Annotated in this window: 17 protein-coding genes and 1 pseudogene; 3 read left to right on the top strand and 15 right to left on the bottom strand. The window is 74.7% G+C overall.

What is annotated here, in order from left to right:
• Nucleotides 1–29: 29 nt before the first annotated feature.
• Nucleotides 30–1,484: a M20/M25/M40 family metallo-hydrolase gene (locus J3473_RS17365; protein WP_207025121.1), complete on the top strand. Its 1,455-nt coding sequence runs from the start codon at nucleotides 30–32 to the stop codon at nucleotides 1,482–1,484.
• Between the two features lie 78 nt (nucleotides 1,485–1,562).
• On the opposite strand, the gene J3473_RS19605 is transcribed toward J3473_RS17365, so the two are convergent.
• The 5 genes and pseudogenes from J3473_RS19605 to J3473_RS17345 form a co-directional block, all read right to left on the bottom strand.
• Nucleotides 1,563–2,879, bottom strand: coding sequence for a DUF4153 domain-containing protein (locus J3473_RS19605; RefSeq protein WP_306790195.1), 1,317 nt, complete (start codon nucleotides 2,877–2,879; stop codon nucleotides 1,563–1,565).
• Nucleotides 2,880–3,252: 373 nt separating this feature from the next.
• A pseudogene (locus tag J3473_RS19770) lies at nucleotides 3,253–3,957 on the bottom strand (ATP-binding protein); the annotation flags it as partial.
• Nucleotides 3,958–4,184: 227 nt separating this feature from the next.
• On the bottom strand, nucleotides 4,185–4,883 hold the full coding sequence (locus J3473_RS17355) for a response regulator transcription factor (protein WP_207025120.1): 699 nt from the start codon (nucleotides 4,881–4,883) through the stop codon (nucleotides 4,185–4,187).
• Between the two features lie 91 nt (nucleotides 4,884–4,974).
• Nucleotides 4,975–5,658, bottom strand: a complete 684-nt coding sequence (locus tag J3473_RS17350; protein ID WP_207025119.1) for an NADPH-dependent F420 reductase — start codon at nucleotides 5,656–5,658, stop codon at nucleotides 4,975–4,977.
• A 40-nt stretch (nucleotides 5,659–5,698) separates the two neighbouring features.
• A complete protein-coding gene (locus tag J3473_RS17345) occupies nucleotides 5,699–6,658 on the bottom strand; it encodes a GlxA family transcriptional regulator (protein WP_207025118.1) in 960 nt (319 codons plus the stop codon).
• Nucleotides 6,659–6,740: 82 nt separating this feature from the next.
• Here J3473_RS17345 and J3473_RS17340 point away from each other — a divergent pair, with 82 nt between their 5' ends.
• A complete protein-coding gene (locus tag J3473_RS17340; RefSeq protein WP_207025117.1) occupies nucleotides 6,741–7,031 on the top strand; it encodes a hypothetical protein in 291 nt (96 codons plus the stop codon).
• A 24-nt stretch (nucleotides 7,032–7,055) separates the two neighbouring features.
• Here the strand turns inward: J3473_RS17340 and J3473_RS17335 are convergent, their stop codons facing one another.
• The 10 genes from J3473_RS17335 to J3473_RS17290 form a co-directional block, all read right to left on the bottom strand.
• On the bottom strand, nucleotides 7,056–7,823 hold the full coding sequence (locus tag J3473_RS17335) for an SRPBCC family protein (RefSeq protein ID WP_207025116.1): 768 nt from the start codon (nucleotides 7,821–7,823) through the stop codon (nucleotides 7,056–7,058).
• A 7-nt stretch (nucleotides 7,824–7,830) separates the two neighbouring features.
• A complete protein-coding gene (locus tag J3473_RS17330) occupies nucleotides 7,831–8,679 on the bottom strand; it encodes a xanthine dehydrogenase family protein subunit M (RefSeq protein WP_207025115.1) in 849 nt (282 codons plus the stop codon).
• The gene (locus J3473_RS17325; protein ID WP_207025114.1) at nucleotides 8,676–11,156 is read right to left on the bottom strand and encodes a xanthine dehydrogenase family protein molybdopterin-binding subunit; all 2,481 of its coding nucleotides are present in this window, start codon (nucleotides 11,154–11,156) and stop codon (nucleotides 8,676–8,678) included. The genes J3473_RS17330 and J3473_RS17325 overlap by 4 nt, the downstream gene beginning before the upstream one ends.
• Nucleotides 11,156–11,638 carry a (2Fe-2S)-binding protein gene (locus J3473_RS17320; RefSeq protein ID WP_030526772.1) on the bottom strand — a complete coding sequence of 161 codons (483 nt, stop codon included), beginning with the start codon at nucleotides 11,636–11,638 and terminating at the stop codon, nucleotides 11,156–11,158. Before J3473_RS17320 ends, J3473_RS17325 begins: the two co-directional genes overlap by 1 nt.
• 213 nt (nucleotides 11,639–11,851) lie before the next feature.
• Complete coding sequence (locus J3473_RS17315; protein WP_207025113.1) at nucleotides 11,852–13,018, bottom strand: XdhC/CoxI family protein; 1,167 nt, start codon at nucleotides 13,016–13,018, stop codon at nucleotides 11,852–11,854.
• Nucleotides 13,011–14,147: a VWA domain-containing protein gene (locus J3473_RS17310; protein WP_207025112.1), complete on the bottom strand. Its 1,137-nt coding sequence runs from the start codon at nucleotides 14,145–14,147 to the stop codon at nucleotides 13,011–13,013. The genes J3473_RS17315 and J3473_RS17310 overlap by 8 nt, the downstream gene beginning before the upstream one ends.
• Nucleotides 14,148–14,161: 14 nt before the next feature.
• On the bottom strand, nucleotides 14,162–15,052 hold the full coding sequence (locus J3473_RS17305; RefSeq protein WP_030526769.1) for a MoxR family ATPase: 891 nt from the start codon (nucleotides 15,050–15,052) through the stop codon (nucleotides 14,162–14,164).
• Nucleotides 15,053–15,096: 44 nt separating this feature from the next.
• A complete protein-coding gene (locus J3473_RS17300; protein ID WP_157577319.1) occupies nucleotides 15,097–15,444 on the bottom strand; it encodes a DUF202 domain-containing protein in 348 nt (115 codons plus the stop codon).
• Nucleotides 15,445–15,451: 7 nt separating this feature from the next.
• Nucleotides 15,452–15,826 carry a DUF202 domain-containing protein gene (locus J3473_RS17295; RefSeq protein WP_207025111.1) on the bottom strand — a complete coding sequence of 125 codons (375 nt, stop codon included), beginning with the start codon at nucleotides 15,824–15,826 and terminating at the stop codon, nucleotides 15,452–15,454.
• A 7-nt stretch (nucleotides 15,827–15,833) separates the two neighbouring features.
• Nucleotides 15,834–16,439, bottom strand: coding sequence for an NTP transferase domain-containing protein (locus J3473_RS17290; RefSeq protein WP_242525945.1), 606 nt, complete (start codon nucleotides 16,437–16,439; stop codon nucleotides 15,834–15,836).
• A 90-nt stretch (nucleotides 16,440–16,529) separates the two neighbouring features.
• On the opposite strand from J3473_RS17290, the gene J3473_RS17285 reads away from it, so the two are divergent.
• Nucleotides 16,530–17,651, top strand: coding sequence for a crosslink repair DNA glycosylase YcaQ family protein (locus J3473_RS17285; RefSeq protein WP_207025110.1), 1,122 nt, complete (start codon nucleotides 16,530–16,532; stop codon nucleotides 17,649–17,651).
• The last annotated feature ends 446 nt before the right edge of the window (nucleotides 17,652–18,097 follow it).

Raw genomic sequence — 18,097 nt, 5'->3', positions numbered from 1 at the left:
GCCCGGGGTGACGGACGTCTGATGGGGCGATGACCTCCACCCACCGGTCCCCCTCCCCCTCGCGACGCACCCTCATCGCCGGCACCGTCGGAGCCGGCGGCGCGCTCGGTGTCTCCGCGGTCGCCGGTCCGGCGGCCGCCGCGGCCTCGTCCGGCGAGCACGGCCGGCGCGACGGCGACTGGCCCGACGGCCCGGGACGGTCGATCCGCCCGCAGCGGCCCACCGACGAGCTGCGCAGGATGCTGCGCGAGCTGGACCCGGCGCGCATCGACGCGACGATCCGCCGACTCGTCGCGTTCGGCACGCGGCACACCCTCTCGTCGCAGGACGACCCCCGCCGCGGGATCGGGGCCGCCCGCGACTGGCTCTTCGACGAGCTCTCGCGCTCCGCCCGCGCCTCCGGCGGCCGGATGACGGTCGCGAAGCAGTCCTACGTCCAGCAGCCGGCGAGCCGCATCCCGGTGCCGACGCGCATCACGAACGTCGTCGCCACGCTGCGCGGCTCGAGCGAGCCCGAGCGCGTCTACGTCGTCTCGGGGCACTACGACTCGCGCGTCACCGACGTCATGGACGCCACGAGCGACGCGCCCGGTGCCGACGACGACGCCTCGGGCGTCGCGGTCGTGCTCGAGATGGCGCGGGTCATGGCGCGGCACCGCCCGGCCGCGACGATCGTGTTCGCGGCCGTCGCCGGCGAGGAGCAGGGCCTCTACGGGTCGACGTACCTCGCCGAGTCGTTCCGCGCCGCCGGCACCGACGTGCAGGCGATGTTCACCAACGACATCGTCGGCAGCCCCACCGCCGACGACGGCACCCGCGACCCGCGCAGCCTGCGGCTCTTCGCCGAGGGCGTCCCGAGCGACGAGACGCCGGAGGAGGCCGCCGTCCGCCGGTCGGTCGGTGGCGAGAACGACTCCCCCGCACGCCAGCTCGCCCGGTTCGTCACGGACGTCGCGCACCGCGACGTCACCGGGATGGACGTGCGGGTCGTCTACCGCCGCGACCGCTACCTGCGCGGTGGTGACCACATCCCCTTCCTCGAACGCGGCTTCCCCGCCGGCCGGTTCACCGAGCCCGACGAGGACTACGACCACCAGCACCAGGACGTGCGCGTCGAGGACGGCCGGCAGATCGGTGACCTGCCGGAGTTCTGCGACCCGCGCTACGTCGCCGGGGTCGCCCGGGTCAACGCGGCGACCCTGTGGTCGCTGGCGACGGCTCCGGGGACCCCGACGGGAGTCACGGTCGAGACCACCGAGCTGACGAACGACACGGTCCTGCACTGGGCGCCGACGCCCGGCGCCGCCCGGCACGAGGTGGTGTGGCGGCCGACGACCGCGCCGGACTGGACCCACGTCATCGATGCCGGCTCGGCGAGCACCCTGCGCGTCGACCTCTCGAAGGACAACGTCGTGTTCGGCGTGCGGTCGGTCGGTCGTGACGGGCGGCGCAGCCCGGCGGCCTTCCCGCAGCCGCAGCGCTGAGAGCCCGTCGAGTGAACAGAACACGCCGCCGGCACCCTGCTGCGGACGGCGCGTCCTGTTCACTCGACGGGTGGGGGCTCAGCGGCGGAGCGTGTCGGTCATCACCGCGTCGCAGCCGGCGGGCTGCGGCGTGACGGTCCGGACCACGTCGGCCGCCCGGGAGCGGCCGAGGTTCCAGCCCAGCCAGTCGTCGTCGGTGCCCGTGCTGCCGGTCCCGCTGGAGTACGGCCGCTGGAGGACGCAGTCCGCGACGGCGCGAGGCAGCCGCTCGGCGATGACGGGCGCGGCGTCGGCCGACAGGTCCGAGAGGTACAGGGCGTCGAGGGTGCGGCCGGCCTCGTAGCGGTCGATGTTGCGGTCGGCCACCCACGCGTCGGGGTTCATCGCGGCGAAGCCGAGGGTGAAGACCGCCCCCGCCACGAGGACCGCCCGGGGCACCCAGCGCCACGACAGCCGCAGCACGCCGACGAGGAGCAGCACGACGACCGTGCCGAGCCACAGCTCGAACCCGTCGACGAAGACGCGCAGCACCGTGTAGCCGAACGCGTCCTGGTACAGCGACATCCGCGAGAGCGCCGAGGCGACGACCGCCAGCGTCGCGAGACCGAGCCCGCCGAGCAGCGCCCGCAGGACGAGCCGGTCGCGCGCCGACTCCCGCGCGGCGACCCGCAGGGTCGTCGTGATGACGAGGACGGTCAGCGCCGTCGCGACGGTGAGCTGGCCGAACCCCTGGTGGACGTACTCGGCGTGCGTGAGGCCGGTCGTGCGACGCAGGTAGGCGTCCCCGCCGAAGAGCGCCGCGGCCTGGGCGACGAGGAAGCCGACGAAGAGCGCGAGCACGAGGCCGACCGGGACCGCCCACTCCCACACCGGGCGCGCGCGCCGCCGCTCGGGCAGGACGACCGCGTCGACCTGCGGCGGGTTGAGCGCGAGGTAGGCACCGGTCAGGGCCACCCCGGACAACAGGACGAAGGTGAAACCGCGGACGACGATCGAGTCCCACCCGAGGTCGGGCACGAGGGCCGCCGCCCACGAGCCGAACACGGCGTCACCGGTGGCGAACAGGCCGCCGAAGACCACGAGGACGAGCGCGGAGACCGCGACGGTCCGCACCACCGGCCAGAGCATCCCGACCCGGCTCGTCGCCGTCAGGGTCCGCCCGAGCAGGGGCAGGCCGCGCAGCGCCGAGAGCGGCCACGCCGCCCAGCTCGTGACGATGGCCAGGAACCCGTGCGCCCGGGTCAGGGCGGCGGCCGCCACGGCGACCCCGGCGAGCACCGAGAGGACGACCACGCCCCCGGCGTCGCGCAGCGTGGGGACGAGCGCGAGCAGGGCGGCGGCGACCCCGCCGGCGACCGTCCACGGGTCGCGCCGGTGCCGCGCGACGACCCACATGAGCCCCCCCCGTCGCGAGCATGACGAGGCTCGTCACCAGCCCGATGTTCCGGTCGACCCACGTCAGCGCACCGAGCAGCCCGATGCCGAGCGCCGCGGCCACGACCCCGATGCGGGGACGGCCGTCGGGCTCGGGCCAGAGGCGCGCGACGGCGCCGTCGACGGGCCCGGCTCCCCCGCCGTAGGGGACGGCTGGGGCCGAGGAGGTCGCGGTCATGACGGGCTCCGGTGTGGTCGGTGGGACGGGGTCGCTGGACGGGGTGGAAGCGGCGAGCTCCTCGCGGACGTGCGAGGGGCGCCGGTCGCTGGGGGCGGTCGGCAGGGTGACCCGCAGCGTCGCGCCGGTCGCGCCCGCGGGCGTCGGGACGACCTCGACGCGGCCGCCGTGCAGCTCGCAGACCCAGCGGACGATGGCGAGCCCGAGACCGGTCCCGCCGGCGGCGTCGGCGCCGGTACCGAACCGCTCGAAGACGCGCTCGGCGTCCGCCGCGGGGATGCCGGGGCCGTCGTCGCGGACCTCGAGCACCCAGCGGCCGGCCTCGCCTACGCGTGCGTCGAGCCGGACGTCGCCGTGGGCCGGGCTGTGCCGCAACGCGTTGTCGACGAGGTTGGCCACGAGCTGCGCGAGGCGTGCAGCGTCACCGGTCACCGTGAGGTCGGGTGGCGACACCCGGTGGCGCACCCGGACCGGCCGGGCGGCGACCCGCACCTCGTCGACCGCCCGGGTGAGCAGCGACTCGACCCGCACCGGCGCGAGGGCGAGCGGAGCCACCCCGGCGTCGACACGAGAGAGGTCGAGCAGGTCCTCGACGAGCGCCGAGAGCCGTTCGGCCTGCGCGAGAGCGGATTCCAGCGTGGCGCGGTCCGGGGTCGACACGCCGTCGACGAGGTTCTCCAGCAGGGCCCGCTGGGCGGTCAGCGGCGTGCGCAGCTCGTGGGAGACGGTGGCCACGAGCCGCCGCCGCTCGAGGTCGGCGCCCGCGAGGTCCGCGGCCATCGCGTTGAACGCGCGCGCCAGCTCGCCGACCTCGTCCGACGAGCTCGTCGCGACGCGCTGGCCGTAGTCGCCCGCGGCCATCCGCCGGGCCGCCCCGGTCATCTCGCGCAGCGGCGAGGTCATCCCCCGCGCCAGCCACTGCGTCACCGCGACGGCCGCGCCGGCGGTCACCGGCAGGCTCGTCCACCAGGGCACCCCGGCGCCGTCGCCGATGGCGGCGACGAGCACGCCGGCGAGGACGCTCGCGCCGACGAGGACGCCGAGCTTGAGCTTGATCGAGGTGACCCCGTCGAGCGGGCGGTCGGTGTTCATCGCACGACCTCGAGGGCGTAGCCGACCCCGTGCACGGTGCGCACCCGGTCGGCGCCGATCTTCGCGCGCAGCGCCTTGACGTGGCTGTCGAGCGTGCGGGTGCCCGAGGCGTCACCCCAGCCCCAGACCTCGCGCATCAGCTCCTCCCGCGGGCGCACGACGCCCGGGGCGGCCGCGAGGGCGCAGAGGAGGTCGAACTCCAGCGGCGTGAGGTGGACCTCGACTCCGTCGACCGCGACCCGCCGGGTGGCGGGGTCGACGACGAGGCCCGCGAGGTCCACCCGGCCGGTCGAGCGGGCCAGCTGCTCGGCCCGCTCCACGCGGCGCAGCAGCGCCCGCAGGCGGGCGACGACCTCGCGCATCGAGAACGGCTTGGTCACGTAGTCGTCCGCACCGACGCCGAGACCGACGAGCAGGTCGGTCTCGTCGTCGCGCGCGGTGAGCATGAGGACGGGTACCGGCCGCAGGGCCTGGATGCGCCGGCACACCTCGAGGCCGTCGAAGCCGGGGAGCATCACGTCGAGGAGCACCGCGTCCGGGTCGTGCTCCTCGAACGCGGTGACGGCGGCCGGGCCGTCGCCGGCCGTGACGACGCCGAACCCCTCGGCGCGCAGCCGGTCGGCCACCGCCTGCCGGATGGTCGGCTCGTCCTCGACGACGAGGACGACCTGCGCCCCGCTGCTCCCCTCGCTCATGTCGACGAGACTAGGGACACCGGCGTGGGGGCCGCCCGCGTGACGTGTGGAGATCGTGTGAAGGAGCGGCCCGGGGCGCGGGCCGCTCGCCTCACATGTCGCGGTAGCGGCGGGCGGCGGCGACCCGCTCGCGCAGGCGCGCGGCGTCGGCGGGCACGGGGTGGGACCAGTCGTCGCCGTCGGCGTACGGCAGCCCGTAGGCGGCGGTGTCGCGCTGGGTGCGCCAGCCCTCGGCGAGCGGCCCGAGGTCGAGCGCGTCGTAGCCGATGGAGTCGAGGAAGGCGGTGACGGCGGCCTTGGCGTCCGCGTCGTCGCCCGCGACGGCGAGCGCCGAGCGGTCGGGCGCTCCTGCCGGGCGGGCGAGCGTGCCGAGAGCGCCGGAGGTGATGTTGTTGAAGACCTTGACGACCCGGCTGTCCGCGAGGTGCTCCTGGACCAGCTCGCTCGTCGTCGTGCTCTCGTCGTCGAGCGCGGCGACGTGCCCGTCGCGCTCCGGGTAGTAGTTGATCGTGTCCATGACGACCTTGCCGGCGAGCTCCGCGGCCGGGAGGTCGCGCAGGGCGACCAGGGGCACGGTGACGACGGCGAGGTCGGCGGCCTTCGCGGCCTCCTGCGGGGTCGCGGCGCAGGCCTGCGGGCCGAGCTCCTCGACGAGGTCGCGCAGCGTCTCGGGTCCGCGCGAGTTGCTGAGCACGACGTCGTGGCCGGCGGCGACCGCCAGCCGGGCCAGGGTGCTCCCGATGTGTCCTGCTCCGACGAGTCCGATGGTGCTCATGGCGAGGAGAACGACGGCGGGCGCGGGCCCATTCCGACCCTCAGGCACCCTCGGGGCAGCGGTACTGGCTGCGGAAGGCGGTGGGCGAGACGCCGGTGCACTTCGTGAAATGGTGCCGCAGGAGCGCGGCGGTGCCGAAGCCGGCGTCCCGGGCGACGTCCTCGACCGACAGGTCGGTCTCCTCGAGCAGCTCGCGCGCCCGGAGCACGCGCTGCTCGGTGATCCACTGGTGCGGCGTCGTGCCCGTCTCGGCGACGAACCGACGGGCGAAGGTCCGCTCCGACATCGCCGCGAGGCGCGCGAGGTCGGCGACGGCGTGCTGCTCGTCGAGCCGGTCCAGGACGTGCGTGAGCACCGGCCCGAGCGACTCGGCCTCGGTCGTGGGCACGGGTCGCTCGACGAACTGGCGCTGGCCACCGTCCCGGTGCGGCGGGACGACCATCCGCCGGGCGATCCGGCCCGCGACGGCGGCCCCGAGCTCGAGCCGCACCAGGTAGAGCGCGGCGTCGATGCCCGCCGCCGTCCCGGCGCTCGTCACGACGTTGCCGTCGTGCACGTAGAGGACGTCGGGGTCGACGCTCGCCAGGGGGAAGCGGGCGGCGAGGTCGGCGGCGTGGCGCCAGTGGGTGGCGCAGCGGCGGCCGTCGAGGAGCCCGGCAGCCCCGAGCGTGAAGGCCCCGGAGCACACGGACAGCACCCACGCCCCCCGCTCGGCCGCCGCGCGCACGACACGGACCACCTCGGGCGAGGGCTGGTCGGCGCTCGAGGAGGCGGGGACCGCGACGAGGTCGGCGTCGAGCGCCGCCTCGAGGCCGTGGGCCGCGGTGACGCTCGTGCCGTTGCCCGCGTCGAGGGCCCCGGGCCGCTCGGCGCACACCCGGTAGTCGACGGGCGGGCACCCGTCGTCGGTGCGGTCGATGCCGAAGACCTCGGCGAGCACGGCGTACTCGAAGAGCTGGACGGGCTCCTGGAGGATCACGGCGACGGAGCGGAGGGGCACCCCCCGAGTATGGCAGGAAGTTGACGAGCAGCGACAGGTCTGCCACTGGTGGCGTGATCTGCATCAGGCACAAGATCGTGCCATGACCATCACGGAGATCCTCGACACCGCCACCACCCTCGCCGTCACCGGCGCGCTCGTCGCCCCGGTCGTCTACCTCCTCGAGCGGACCCACCGCCGCGCGTCGCTCGACGCGGGCGGCCGCGCCGACCGGTGGCTGCGGGCGCACGACGTCGACGACGCGGACGCCCGTCGCCTCGCGGCCGACCTGCGCGCCGCGCACCCGAGCGTCGACACCCCGGCCCGGCGGCCGAGCCCGAGCCGCACGCGCCGCGTCGGCCCGCAGCCGGCGTGCGTCAGGCCGGCGCGCTGACCGCGACGCCCACCGGCCGGGGCCTCAGCGGTTGCCGATGAGCCACCCGATGACGAGACCGATGACCCCGACGACGACGTAGGGCGCGTAGGACTTGACGAGGACCGGCAGCACGGTGGCCCCCAGGTCGATCGCGTCGTCGTCGTTCGCCGCCGGCCGGGGTGCCGGGCGCGGAGCGGGCGTGGGCGCGGGGCTCGCAGCCGCGGGGACCCCCGCGGTCGGCACCGCGACCGGCTCGTCCGTCGTGGGCGGCGCCTCGGCCGAGGCCGCCGCGCCGGCGGTCGACGCGTCGGCGGCCTGGGCCGTCGCGTCAGGTGCCGTCGCGTCCGGTGCGTCGTCGGCGGCGGACGCCTCGCCGAGCACGCCCTCGATGCAGCCGACGAACTGGCCGAGCAGCTTGTCCGAGACGTCCTGCATGACACCGCGCCCGAACTGCGCCGGCTTGCCCGTGACGGCGAGGTCGGTGACGACCTCGACCCGGGTGCCGGTGCCGTCCGGGGCCAGCTGGATGCGGACCGTGGCGCCGGCCGTGCCGTTGCCGCGCTTGTCCTTACCCTTGGCCTCGATGACCGCGTGCTTGGCCGCGTCGTCCTTCTCGACGAAGTGGCCGGTGCCCGTGTACTGGAGGGCGATCGGGCCCAGCTTGACCTTCACCGTCCCCGCGAACCCCTCCTCCGAGACCTCGGTGACGGTGGCACCCGGGAAGCAGCTGCCGACCCGCTCGAGGTCCATGAACGTGGCCCACGTCGTGTCGACGTCGGCGGGGACGGTGAAGTCGTGCGTCAGCTCCATGCGGTGATCAGCCCTCCATGGCCTTCTGGACGGCCCGTCGGGTGAGGACCGTGGCGAGGTGGCGCCGGTAGTCGGCGTCGCCGTTGAGGTCGCTCGGCGGGTTGGTGCCCTCGGCGGCGGCGCCGCAGGCGTCGGCCAGGGCGTCGGCGGACGAGCCGACGAGCGCCTGCTCGACCGCACCCGCGCGCAGCGGCGTGTTGCCCATGTTCGTCAGGCCGACCTTCGCCTCGGCGATGCTGCCGCCCTCCACGCGCACCGTCGCCGCGACCGCGACGATCGACCACTGGTGGGCGACGCGCACGAACTTCTCGTACGCGGCGCCCCAGCCGGTGTGCTTCGGGATGCGGATCTCGGTGAGCAGCTCGCCGTCCTCGACCGCCGTCTCGAAGAGGTCGCGGAAGAACTCCGTCGCGGGCACGGTGCGCTCGCCGCCGGACCCCGCGATGACCATCGTCGCGTCGAGCGCGAGGATCGGCGCCCCGACGTCGCCGGCGGGGTCGGCGTGGACGATCGCGCCGCCGACGGTGCCGCGGTGGCGGATCTGCGGGTCGGCGACGGTCTCGACGGCCTTGACGAGCAGGGCCGCGTGCTCGCGCACGAGGTCGCTCGCCACGATGTCGCTGTACGCCGTCATCGAGCCGATGGCGATGTGGTCGCCGCCGTCCCGGATGCCGCGCAGCGCCTCGATCCGGCCGAGGTCGACGACCGTCTCGGGGGCGTTGAGCCGCATCCGCAGGATGGGCAGGAGCGACTGGCCGCCGGCGAGGACCTTGGCGTCGTCGCCGTGCTCGGCGAGCGCCGCGAGGGCCTCGTCGACGCTCGTCGGGGCGAGGTAGTCGAAGGATGCGGGGATCACTGCGCTGCTCCGTCCGTCGTGCCGGCTGCCGGGTCCTGGTTGGGTGCACCCTCACCGAAGTGGGCCTGGGCGTCGGCCGTCGGGGCCTTGTCCTGCTGGGCTCCCGCCGTCCGGATGGCCTTCCACACCCGCTCGGGCGTGCACGGCATCTGGATGTCGTCGATGCCCATCGGCCGCAGCGCGTCGACGATGGCGTTGACCACCGCCGGGGTGGAGGCGATGGTGCCCGCCTCGCCGACGCCCTTCGTGCCGAGCGTGTTCGTCGTCGACGGCGAGACCGTGTGCTCGCTGACGTAGTTGATCGTGTCGGCCGCGGTCGGGAGGGTGTAGTCGACGAACGACCCGGACACGAGCGTGCCCTGCTCGTCGTACTCCGCGCCCTCCCAGAGCGCCTGCGCGATGCCCTGGACGAGGCCACCGTGGATCTGCCCCTCGACGATGAGCGGGTTGATGATCGTCCCGATGTCGTCGACGCAGACGTACTTGCGCATCGTGCTCTGCCCGGTCTCGGTGTCGACCTCCATCGCGCACAGGTGGGTGCCGTGCGGGAAGGAGAAGTTGACCGGGTCGAACGTGGCGTCGGCGTCGATGCTCGGCTCCACGCCGTCGGGCAGGTTGTGCGCCGCGAAGGTCGCGAGCGCGATGTCCGTGATGCCGATGCCCTTGTCGGTGCCCTTGACCGTGAACTGCCCGGCCTCGAACTCCAGGTCGTCGACGCTGGCCTCGAGGAGGTGGGCCGCGATGGGCTTGGCCTTCTCGATGACCTTGTCGGCCGCCCGGACGAGCGCCTCGCCGCCGACGACGAGCGAGCGGGACCCGTAGGTGTCCAGGCCCTTCGGTGCGATCTGGGTGTCGCCGTGGAGGACCTCGACGTTCTCGAACGGGATGCCGAGGCGGTCGGCGACGATCTGGCTCCACGCCGTCTCGTGGCCCTGGCCGTGCGGGGTGGCGCCCGAGACGACCTCGACGGTGCCGGTGGCGAGCATCCGGATGCTCGCGCTCTCCCAGCCGCCGGCGCCGTAGCTCAGCGAGCCGAGGACGCGGGAGGGGGCCAGGCCGCACATCTCGGTGAAGGTCGAGACGCCGAGGCCGAGCTGGACGGTGTCGCCGGACTCGCGCCGGCGCTTCTGCTCCGCGCGCAGCTCGTCGTAGCCGAAGAGCTCGAGCGCCTTGGACGTCGCGGCCTCGTAGTTGCCCGAGTCGTAGGTCATGCCCGCGACGGTGGTGAACGGGAACTCGTCGTGCGTGATCCAGTTCTTCTCGCGGATGGCGATCGGGTCGACCCCGACCTCCGCGGCGAGCTCGTCCATGATCCGCTCGATGGCGTAGGTGGCCTCGGGCCGCCCGGCGCCGCGGTAGGCGTCGACCCACGTCTTGTTGGTCAGCACCGTCTGGCAGTTGAACTGGTACGCGGGGAACTTGTAGATGCTGTTGAACATCCACGCCCCGAGGACGGGCACGCCGCCGCCGACGATCGCGACGTAGGCGCCGAGGTCGGCCAGGAGGTCGACCTTGAGCGCGGTGACCGTGCCGTCCTTCTCGGCGGCGAGGGTCATCTTCTGCCACTGGTCGCGGCCGTGGTGGGCCGAGACCATCGTCTCGCTGCGGGTCTCGGTGTACTTGCAGGGCTTGCCGAGCTTGCGCGCGATGGCGATCGTCGCGAACTCCTCCGGCGTCGTCTGCAGCTTGCCGCCGAAGCCGCCGCCCACGTCGGGGGCGATGACGCGGACCTTGGACTCGGGGATGCCCATCGTCGCGGCGATCGCGAAGCGCAGGATGTGCGGCACCTGCGTCGCGGACCAGATGACGACCTGCTCGCCCGTGGGGTCGACGACCGTGGAGCGCGGCTCCATGAAGGCCGGCACGAGCCGCTGCTGGCGGTACTCGCGCTCGATGACGATGCCGTCCTGGCGGGCCTTGGCGATGGCCTCCTCCACGTCGCCGCCGGTGCCGGCCGCCTTGGAGTCCAGCTGCCAGAAGGCCGACTTGTTCGTCCCGGCGTCGGGGTGCGCGAGGACCTCGTCCTTCATGGCCTCCTTGAGGTCGAGGACGGCGGGCAGCTCCTCGTAGTCGACGTCGACGAGCTCGGCGGCGTCGCGGGCCAGGGCGGCGCTGCGGGCGACGACGACGGCGACGATCTCGCCGGTGTGCGCGACGCGCTCGCTCGGGACGGGGAGGTGGGTCGGGGTGACCTGGTCCGGGGTGATCGGCCAGGCGTTGATGTTGACGCCCTGGCTGTCGGCGAGGTCGGCGCCGGTGAAGACGGCGTGGACGCCGGGGGCGGCCTTGGCCTCGTCGGTGCCGATCGAGAGGATCTTCGCGTGGGCGAAGGGGCTGCGGACCATCGCGAGGTGCAGCATCCCGGGCAGCTGGATGTTGTCGGTCCAGCGGGTGCGGCCGGTGATGAGGCGCTGGTCCTCCTTGCGGCGGCGGTCCTTGCCGACCTCGGTCGTGGGGCGGTCGTCGACGGCGGTCATCAGGCGTTGCTCCTCTCGCTGCTCATCGATCCGGCGGCGGCGGCCACGGCCTTGACGATGTTGTGGTAGCCGGTGCAGCGGCAGAGGTTGCCCTCGAGGCCGACCCGGATCTCCTCCTCGGTGGGGTCCGGGTTCTCGCGGAGCAGGTCGACGGCCTGCATGATCATCCCCGGTGTGCAGTAGCCGCACTGGAGGGCGTGGTTCTCGTGGAACGCGGTCTGCATCGGGTGCAGCTCGCCGTTGGTGGCGAGCCCCTCGATGGTCGTCACCTCGTGGCCGTCGGCCTGGACGGCGAGGACGTTGCAGGACTTGACGCTGCGCCCGTCCAGGTGGACGGTGCACGCACCGCAGTTGCTGGTGTCACACCCGACGACGGTGCCGACCTTGCCCACGACCTCACGGAGGTAGTGGACGAGCAGCATCCGGGGTTCGACGTCGTCGGCGTTGGAGACGCCGTCGACGGTGACGTTGATCCGAGTCATCATTGACTCCTTCGCGAGTGGATCCGTGGTCGTGTCCGTGATCTTGCTTCACCCATCGTCGGTCGGCAAGGGGTATGGACGAACCCGCCGACCGGACAGGTCGCTGCGGCTTTCCGCACAGGAAACGGCCGTCGGGGCACGCCGAATCGCGTTGCGCCACAACCGGGTCGCGGCGGTTACCAAGTTGACGCCGCGGATGCGGTCGGATCCGGCTCAGACGGGCGCAGGTGCGGAGGTCTCGGCGTCCTCGCCGTGGTGGTGGATGGGACCGCCGACGTCCTGGAGCCGCTTGCCACCTCCGCCCCACTGCAGGGCGACGATCTCGGCGGCGATGGACACCGCCGTCTCCTCCGGTGTGCGAGCACCGAGGTCGAGCCCGATCGGGCTGGAGAGCCGGGCGAGCTCGTCGTCGGTGACGCCCGCCTCGCGCAGCCGCTCGAGCCGGTCCTCGTGGGTGCGCCGGCTCCCCATCGCCCCGACGTAGGCGACCTCGGGCAGGCGCAGCGCGCGCTCGAGGACGGGCACGTCGAACTTGGGGTCGTGGGTCAGCACGCAGACGACCGTGCGCCCGTCGACCGCCCCGGCCTCCTGCTCGGCGGCGAGGTACTTGTGCGGCCACTCGACGACGACCTCGTCGGCCGCCGGGAAGCGGGAGCGGGTCGCGAACACCGGCCGCGCGTCGCACACCGTCACGCGGTAGCCGAGGAAGCTGCCGACGTGGGCGACCGCCGCCGCGAAGTCGATGGCGCCGAAGACGAGCATCCGCGGGCGCGGGGCGAAGGCGTTGACGAAGACCCGCATCCCCTCGCCGCGGCGCTCGCCGTCCGGGCCGTAGGTGAGGGTCTCGGTGCGGCCGGAGGCGAGCAGGCCGCGGGCGTCGTCGGCGACGGCGGAGTCGGCCCGGGGGGAGCCGATCTCGCCGACGACCGGCACCTCGGCGTCCTCGGGGCGCACGACGAGGCGGCGGCCCAGCCACGCGGGGTCCGGGTGGTCGATGACGGTGGCGACCGCCACCGGGCGACCGGCGGCGACGTCGTCGGCGACGTCGCCGAGCTCGGGGAAGGTCGCCCGGGAGACCGGCTCGACGAAGACGTCGAGGATCCCGCCGCAGGTCAGGCCGACGGCGAAGGCGTCGTCGTCGGAGACGCCGTAGCGCTGCAGCACCGGCGTCCCGCCGTCGACGACCTCCTGCGAGAGCTCGTACACCGCGCCCTCGACGCAGCCGCCCGACACCGACCCGACGGCCTCGCCGCCCGGGCCGAGCAGCATCGAGGCGCCCGCCGGCCGCGGGGCCGAGCGGAACGTCGCGACGACGGTCCCCACCCCGACGGTCTCGCCGGCCCGCCACCAGGTCATCAGCTCGTCCAGCACGTCACGCACGCGCGACCACCTCCGTCAGCTCCTCGAACGCCGCCATCGAGTGCCCGGCGACGAAGTCGTCGACGTGCGGCAGCACCGCCATGATGCCCCCCTGGACCGGTTCGTAGCCCGCCCTCCCCCGGTGCGGGTTGACCCACACGACCCGGTGGGCGACCGCGTGCAGCCGCCGCACCTGCTCGCCGAGCGCCTCCGGGGCGTCACGCTCCCAGCCGTCGCTGAACACGACGACGACCGCGCCGCGGGCCATCCCCCGGCGGCCCCAGCGGTCGAGGAAGACCTTGAGCCCCTCGGCCAGACGGGTGCCGCCGGACCAGTCGGGGATCGCCTCCCCCGCCGCGACGATGGCGCGGTCCGGGTCGCGCTGCTGCAGCGGACGGGTGACGTGCGTGAGGCGCGTGCCGAGGGTGAAGACCTCGGTCGGAACGTCCGACACGCAGTAGGTGTGGCAGAGCCGGACGAGCGAGTCGGCGTAGGCGCTCATCGACCCGGAGACGTCGAGGAGGAGGACGACACGGCGGGGCCGGCTGCCGCGGCGGCGCCACGCGACCTCGCCGGGCTCCCCCATCCGCCGGAGCATGGCGCGCAGCGTGCGGCGGGCGTCGACGGCGCCGCGGGGGGACTCCTCCCAGCGGTGCGCCCGGCGGCGCGGTGCACGGGGGCGGAGGCGACCGAAGAGCCGCGCGAGCTCCTCGCGCTCGCGGCGGCTGAGGGTCGTGACGTCCTTGCGGCGCAGGACCTCGGTGGCGGAGGCCTGGGCGTGGACGTCGTCCGGCTCGTCGCGGCCCTCGCCGGGGCCGGGCTCCTCGGCGCCGAGGGACGCGCGGGGAACGAGCCGGCTCAGGGGGTCGCGGGGCTTCGTGCCGGCCCTCGTGCCGCCGAACCACTCGGCGAAGACGAGGTCGTGGCGCTCGAGGTCGGCCGGTGACGCGCAGAGGGTCGCGCGACCGGCGTGGTAGACCGCCGCCGGGTCCTCGAGCCCGACGGCGGCGACCGCCTCGAGGTAGGTGCGCTCGCGGTCGGCGGTGACGTTGACCCCGGCGGCGCGCAGCGTGCGGGCGAACCCGACGAGGACCTCCTCCGGGGTGCGGACGAGCTCGGCGGCGTCGAGGCGGTGCTGGGCGATGGTCATCGGCGTGGCGCGGGTCAGGGGGTGAGCATGACGTCGAGGGCGCGCTTCACCCGCTCGGCGTCCTCGCGGTACTTGACGGCGACGCCGAGGGTCGCGGCGGCGGTCTCGGTGTCGAGGGTGCGGGTGCCGAGCTCGTAGAGGGCGCGCGCCCAGTCGAGGGTCTCGGCGACGCCCGGAGGCTTGAGCATCTCGCGGTCGCCGCGGATGGCGTGCACCGCCCGGACCACCTGCGCCGCAAGCGCTTCGGGCACCTCGGGAGCGCGGCTGCGCACGATCGCGAGCTCGCGCTCGATGCCGGGGTGCTCGAGCCAGTGGTAGAGGCAGCGGCGCTTGAGCGCGTCGTGGAGCTCGCGGGTGCGGTTGGAGGTGAGGACGACCACCGGGGGCGTGGCGGCCCGGACCGGGCCGAGCTCGGGGATGGTCACCTGCCACGTCGAGAGCACCTCGAGGAGGAAGGCCTCGAACTCGTCGTCGGCCCGGTCGACCTCGTCGACGAGGAGGACGGCCGGGGCGTCGCGCAGGGCCTGGAGGACCGGACGAGCGAGGAGGAAGCGCTCGTCGAAGAGGTCGGCCTCGAGCTCGCGGACGTCCTTGGCCCCGCCCTCGACGGCCTCCAGCGCGCGGACGTGGAGGATCTGGCGGGGGAAGTCCCAGTCGTAGAGGGCCTGGCTCGCGTCGATGCCCTCGTAGCACTGCAGCCGGATGAGCGGCAGGTCCATCGTCTCCGCGAGCGCCTCCGCGAGAGCGGTCTTGCCGGTGCCGGGCTCGCCCTCCATGAGCAGGGGGCGCCCGAGCCGGAGCGAGAGCCAGGTGACCGTCGAGAGCGCGTCGTCGGCGAGGTAGCCGACCCCTCCCAGCGCGCTCGCGAGGTCGTCGGCCGAGGCGAACGTCGTCCTGGGGTCCATGGCCACAGCATCACCCACGACCGGCCCCTGTGGAAGGACGACGCTCACACGAGGTCGGCGAGTGCGGCGACGGCGGCGGCCAGCTCGCCGACCGCGAGCACGACGACGACCACCGCGACGGCCGCGACGAGGCGCCCGTCGCGCAGCACCGAGAGGCGGGGGTCGGCCGGCCCCGCGACCCCGAGCCGGCGCTGCCGCACGGTCGAGAGGACGACGTAGGCGGCGAGCGCGGCGACGAGCACCGTCGGCAGGACGACCGCTCCCCCGAGCCGGTCGAGGGTCAGGCGGCCGACGGTCAGCGCGCCGACGAGCAGCGCGAGCCCGGTGCGCCGCCACGCGAGCGTCGTGCGCTCCTGCTGCATCCCCGGGTCGCGGACGACCTGCTCGGTCACCCGGCGCTCACCCGACCCCGCGCAGCACGCTCGCCCCGGCGAGGACGACGCCGGCGACGACGATCGGCGCCACGACGACGACCATCGTCGGGTTGGAGGGCAGTGGTGTCCCCTCGCGCATCGCCCGCTCGGTGCGGGCCCAGGTGCGCCACGCGGTGGCGGCGGTGACCAGGCCCGCGAGGGCGAGGAGGGCGGCGAGCAGCGCCTGCACGGTGTCCTGGAGGGGGAGGTCGAGGGCGTCGAGGGCCGCGGCCCCGGCGAGCAGGGCGAGGGCGGTGCGGGCCCACGCGAGGAAGGTGCGCTCGTTGGCGAGCGAGAAGCGGGGGTCGGGGTCGGCGCCGTGGTCGTAGACGCTCGCCGGCCACCGTCTCCTGTCGCTCACCCGGCCATCATGGCGCGTGGGGGTGCCGGCTCAGGGCCTCGGGGGTGTCGGCGTCGGCGCCGCTCGCGAGGTCGCCGCACTCGACCGGGGTCGGCGGGTGCGCGGCGAGGTGGTCCCGGGCGCCGCGGTCGCCGCGGGCGGTGTCGGCGACGGCGGCCCAGTGGGCGCGTCCGAGGACCACGGGGTGGCCGGCCGTGCCGTCGTAGGTGGCGCGCAGGAGGACCTCCGGGCCGGTGCCCCGGGTCGCGGACAGCACCCGCCGGTACACGCGGGTGCCGACGTCCGGCAGGTCGACGAGGGTGACGACGGCCGCGTGGACCTCCGGCGCCGCGGTGGCGTCGAGGTGGCGCAGCCCGGCGCGCAGCGAGGCCCCCATCCCCTCGTCCCAGTCCTCGGCGACGACGACGCAGACGCCGGGGACGTCGGCCGTCGCGCGGGCCTCGTCGGCGGCGGCCCCGAGGACGACGACGACCTGCTCGAGCCCCGCGCCCACCAGCCGGTCGAGCGTGACCTCGAGCAGAGTCGGCCCGTCCGCCGTCGGCCGGACCAGGGCCTTGGGGCCGCCCATCCGGCGTCCCGCACCCGCGGCGAGGAGGAGCCCGACGGTCGTCACGCGCCCCAGCCTGCCACCGACGGCCCGGCCAGGGCGCCGGCAGCAGCATCCGGACGGCGACCGTCCGGATGGCCGGTTAGGTTCGTCGGCATGGTGCTGGAGCTCAGCCGACGCGACGCACGGCGCATCGCGGTGCGCGCGCAGCTGCTGACGCGGGACCGGCCCGCCGACGCGCTGTCGGTGGTGCGCCACCTCGGGCTCGTGCAGATGGACCTCACCGCGCACGTCGCCCCCAACGCCGACCTCGTGCTGTGGAGCCGGCTCGGGTCCGTCTACTCCCCCCAGGTCCTCGACGACCTCCTCGGATCGGGTCGGCTCGTGGAGCTCCTCGGCTACCTGCGTCCGGCCGAGGACATCGCCCTGTTCCGGGCCGAGATGGACGCCTGGCCCGGGGTCGAGCCGCTCAGCCCGTGGCGGCGTGAGCTCGAGGCGTGGGTCGAGGCGAACCGCGCCTGCCGCGACGACATCCTGACGCTCCTGCGCGCCGAGGGACCGCTGCCCGCGCGCGAGATCCCCGACACCTGCCTCGTGCCGTGGCGCTCGTCGGGGTGGACGAACAGCAAGAACGTCCAGCGGATGCTCGACATGATGGAGCAGCGGGGCGAGGTGGCGGTGGCGTCCCGGGAGAACCGGGAGCGCACCTGGGACCTCGCCTCCCGCGTCCACCCGGACGACCCCGCCGTCCCCTACGCCGAGGCCGAGCAGGAGCGGGACCGACGCCGGCTCGAGGCACTGGGCATCGCCCGTGCCCGGGCCACCTTCCCCCCGGGCGAGCCGAACCACGTCGGAGAGCACGGGGTCGAGGCGGTCGTCGAGGGCGTGCGGAGACGCTGGCGGGTCGACCCGGGGTACCTGGAGGGCGGGTTCTCGGGGCGCACGGCGCTGCTGTCCCCGCTGGACCGACTCGTGATGGACCGCAAGCGGATGACCGAGCTCTTCGAGTTCGACTACCAGCTCGAGATGTACAAGCCGGCGGCGTCGCGTCGTTGGGGCTACTTCGCCCTGCCGGTGCTCCACGGGGACCGGCTCGTCGGCAAGGTCGACTCCCACCGGGACGCGGCGGCGGGAGTGTTGCGGGTCGCGGCCGTCCACTGGGACGTCGAGCCGTCCGGGGCGATGCGCGCCGGTGTCGAGCGCGAGCTGCGTTCGCTCGCAGCCCTGCTCGACGTCGACCTGCAGCTGCCCGATGACGGGGTGGCGGCCGGTGCCTGACGTGCACGCCGTCGAGCGCCGCCACCGCGCGTTCTACGACGCCGAGGCGCCGGCCCGGGCGCCGGGCTGGCGTACGTCGGCCTCGACCTGTCGGCCGGACCCGCGGCAGTAGTCCTGGCGGCCGAACGAGGTCGGAGCGGCCGGGCGAGCTCGCGGCGGCGGGCGAGGTCGGGGTGACTTCGCGGTGCCGTGGTCACCTCGCCGTGCCGGGGCGCCATGACAGGTCGGCCTGACGAGATCGGGGCGGCCGGACGGGATCGGGGCGGCCGGGCGGGATCGGGGCGGCCGGACGTCGGCGGTCCGGGGCGCGGCGCGGGTCAGCCGGTGGTGCGATGGGCGGGTTCGGTGGTGCGGGTGGCACCGTCGGGTCCGTGCCAGGTGACGGTGCCGTCCGGGTCGAGGCGGGGTCGCCACCGGCCTTGCTGCTTGAAGCGGTGGTGCCGCCG

Origin of the sequence: Phycicoccus sp. DTK01, assembly GCF_017312765.1 — a bacterium.
Lineage (GTDB): Bacteria > Actinomycetota > Actinomycetes > Actinomycetales > Dermatophilaceae > Phycicoccus > Phycicoccus jejuensis.
Note: the sequence above shows the minus strand (reverse complement) of the source record. Positions and strands in the feature narration are given on the sequence as shown.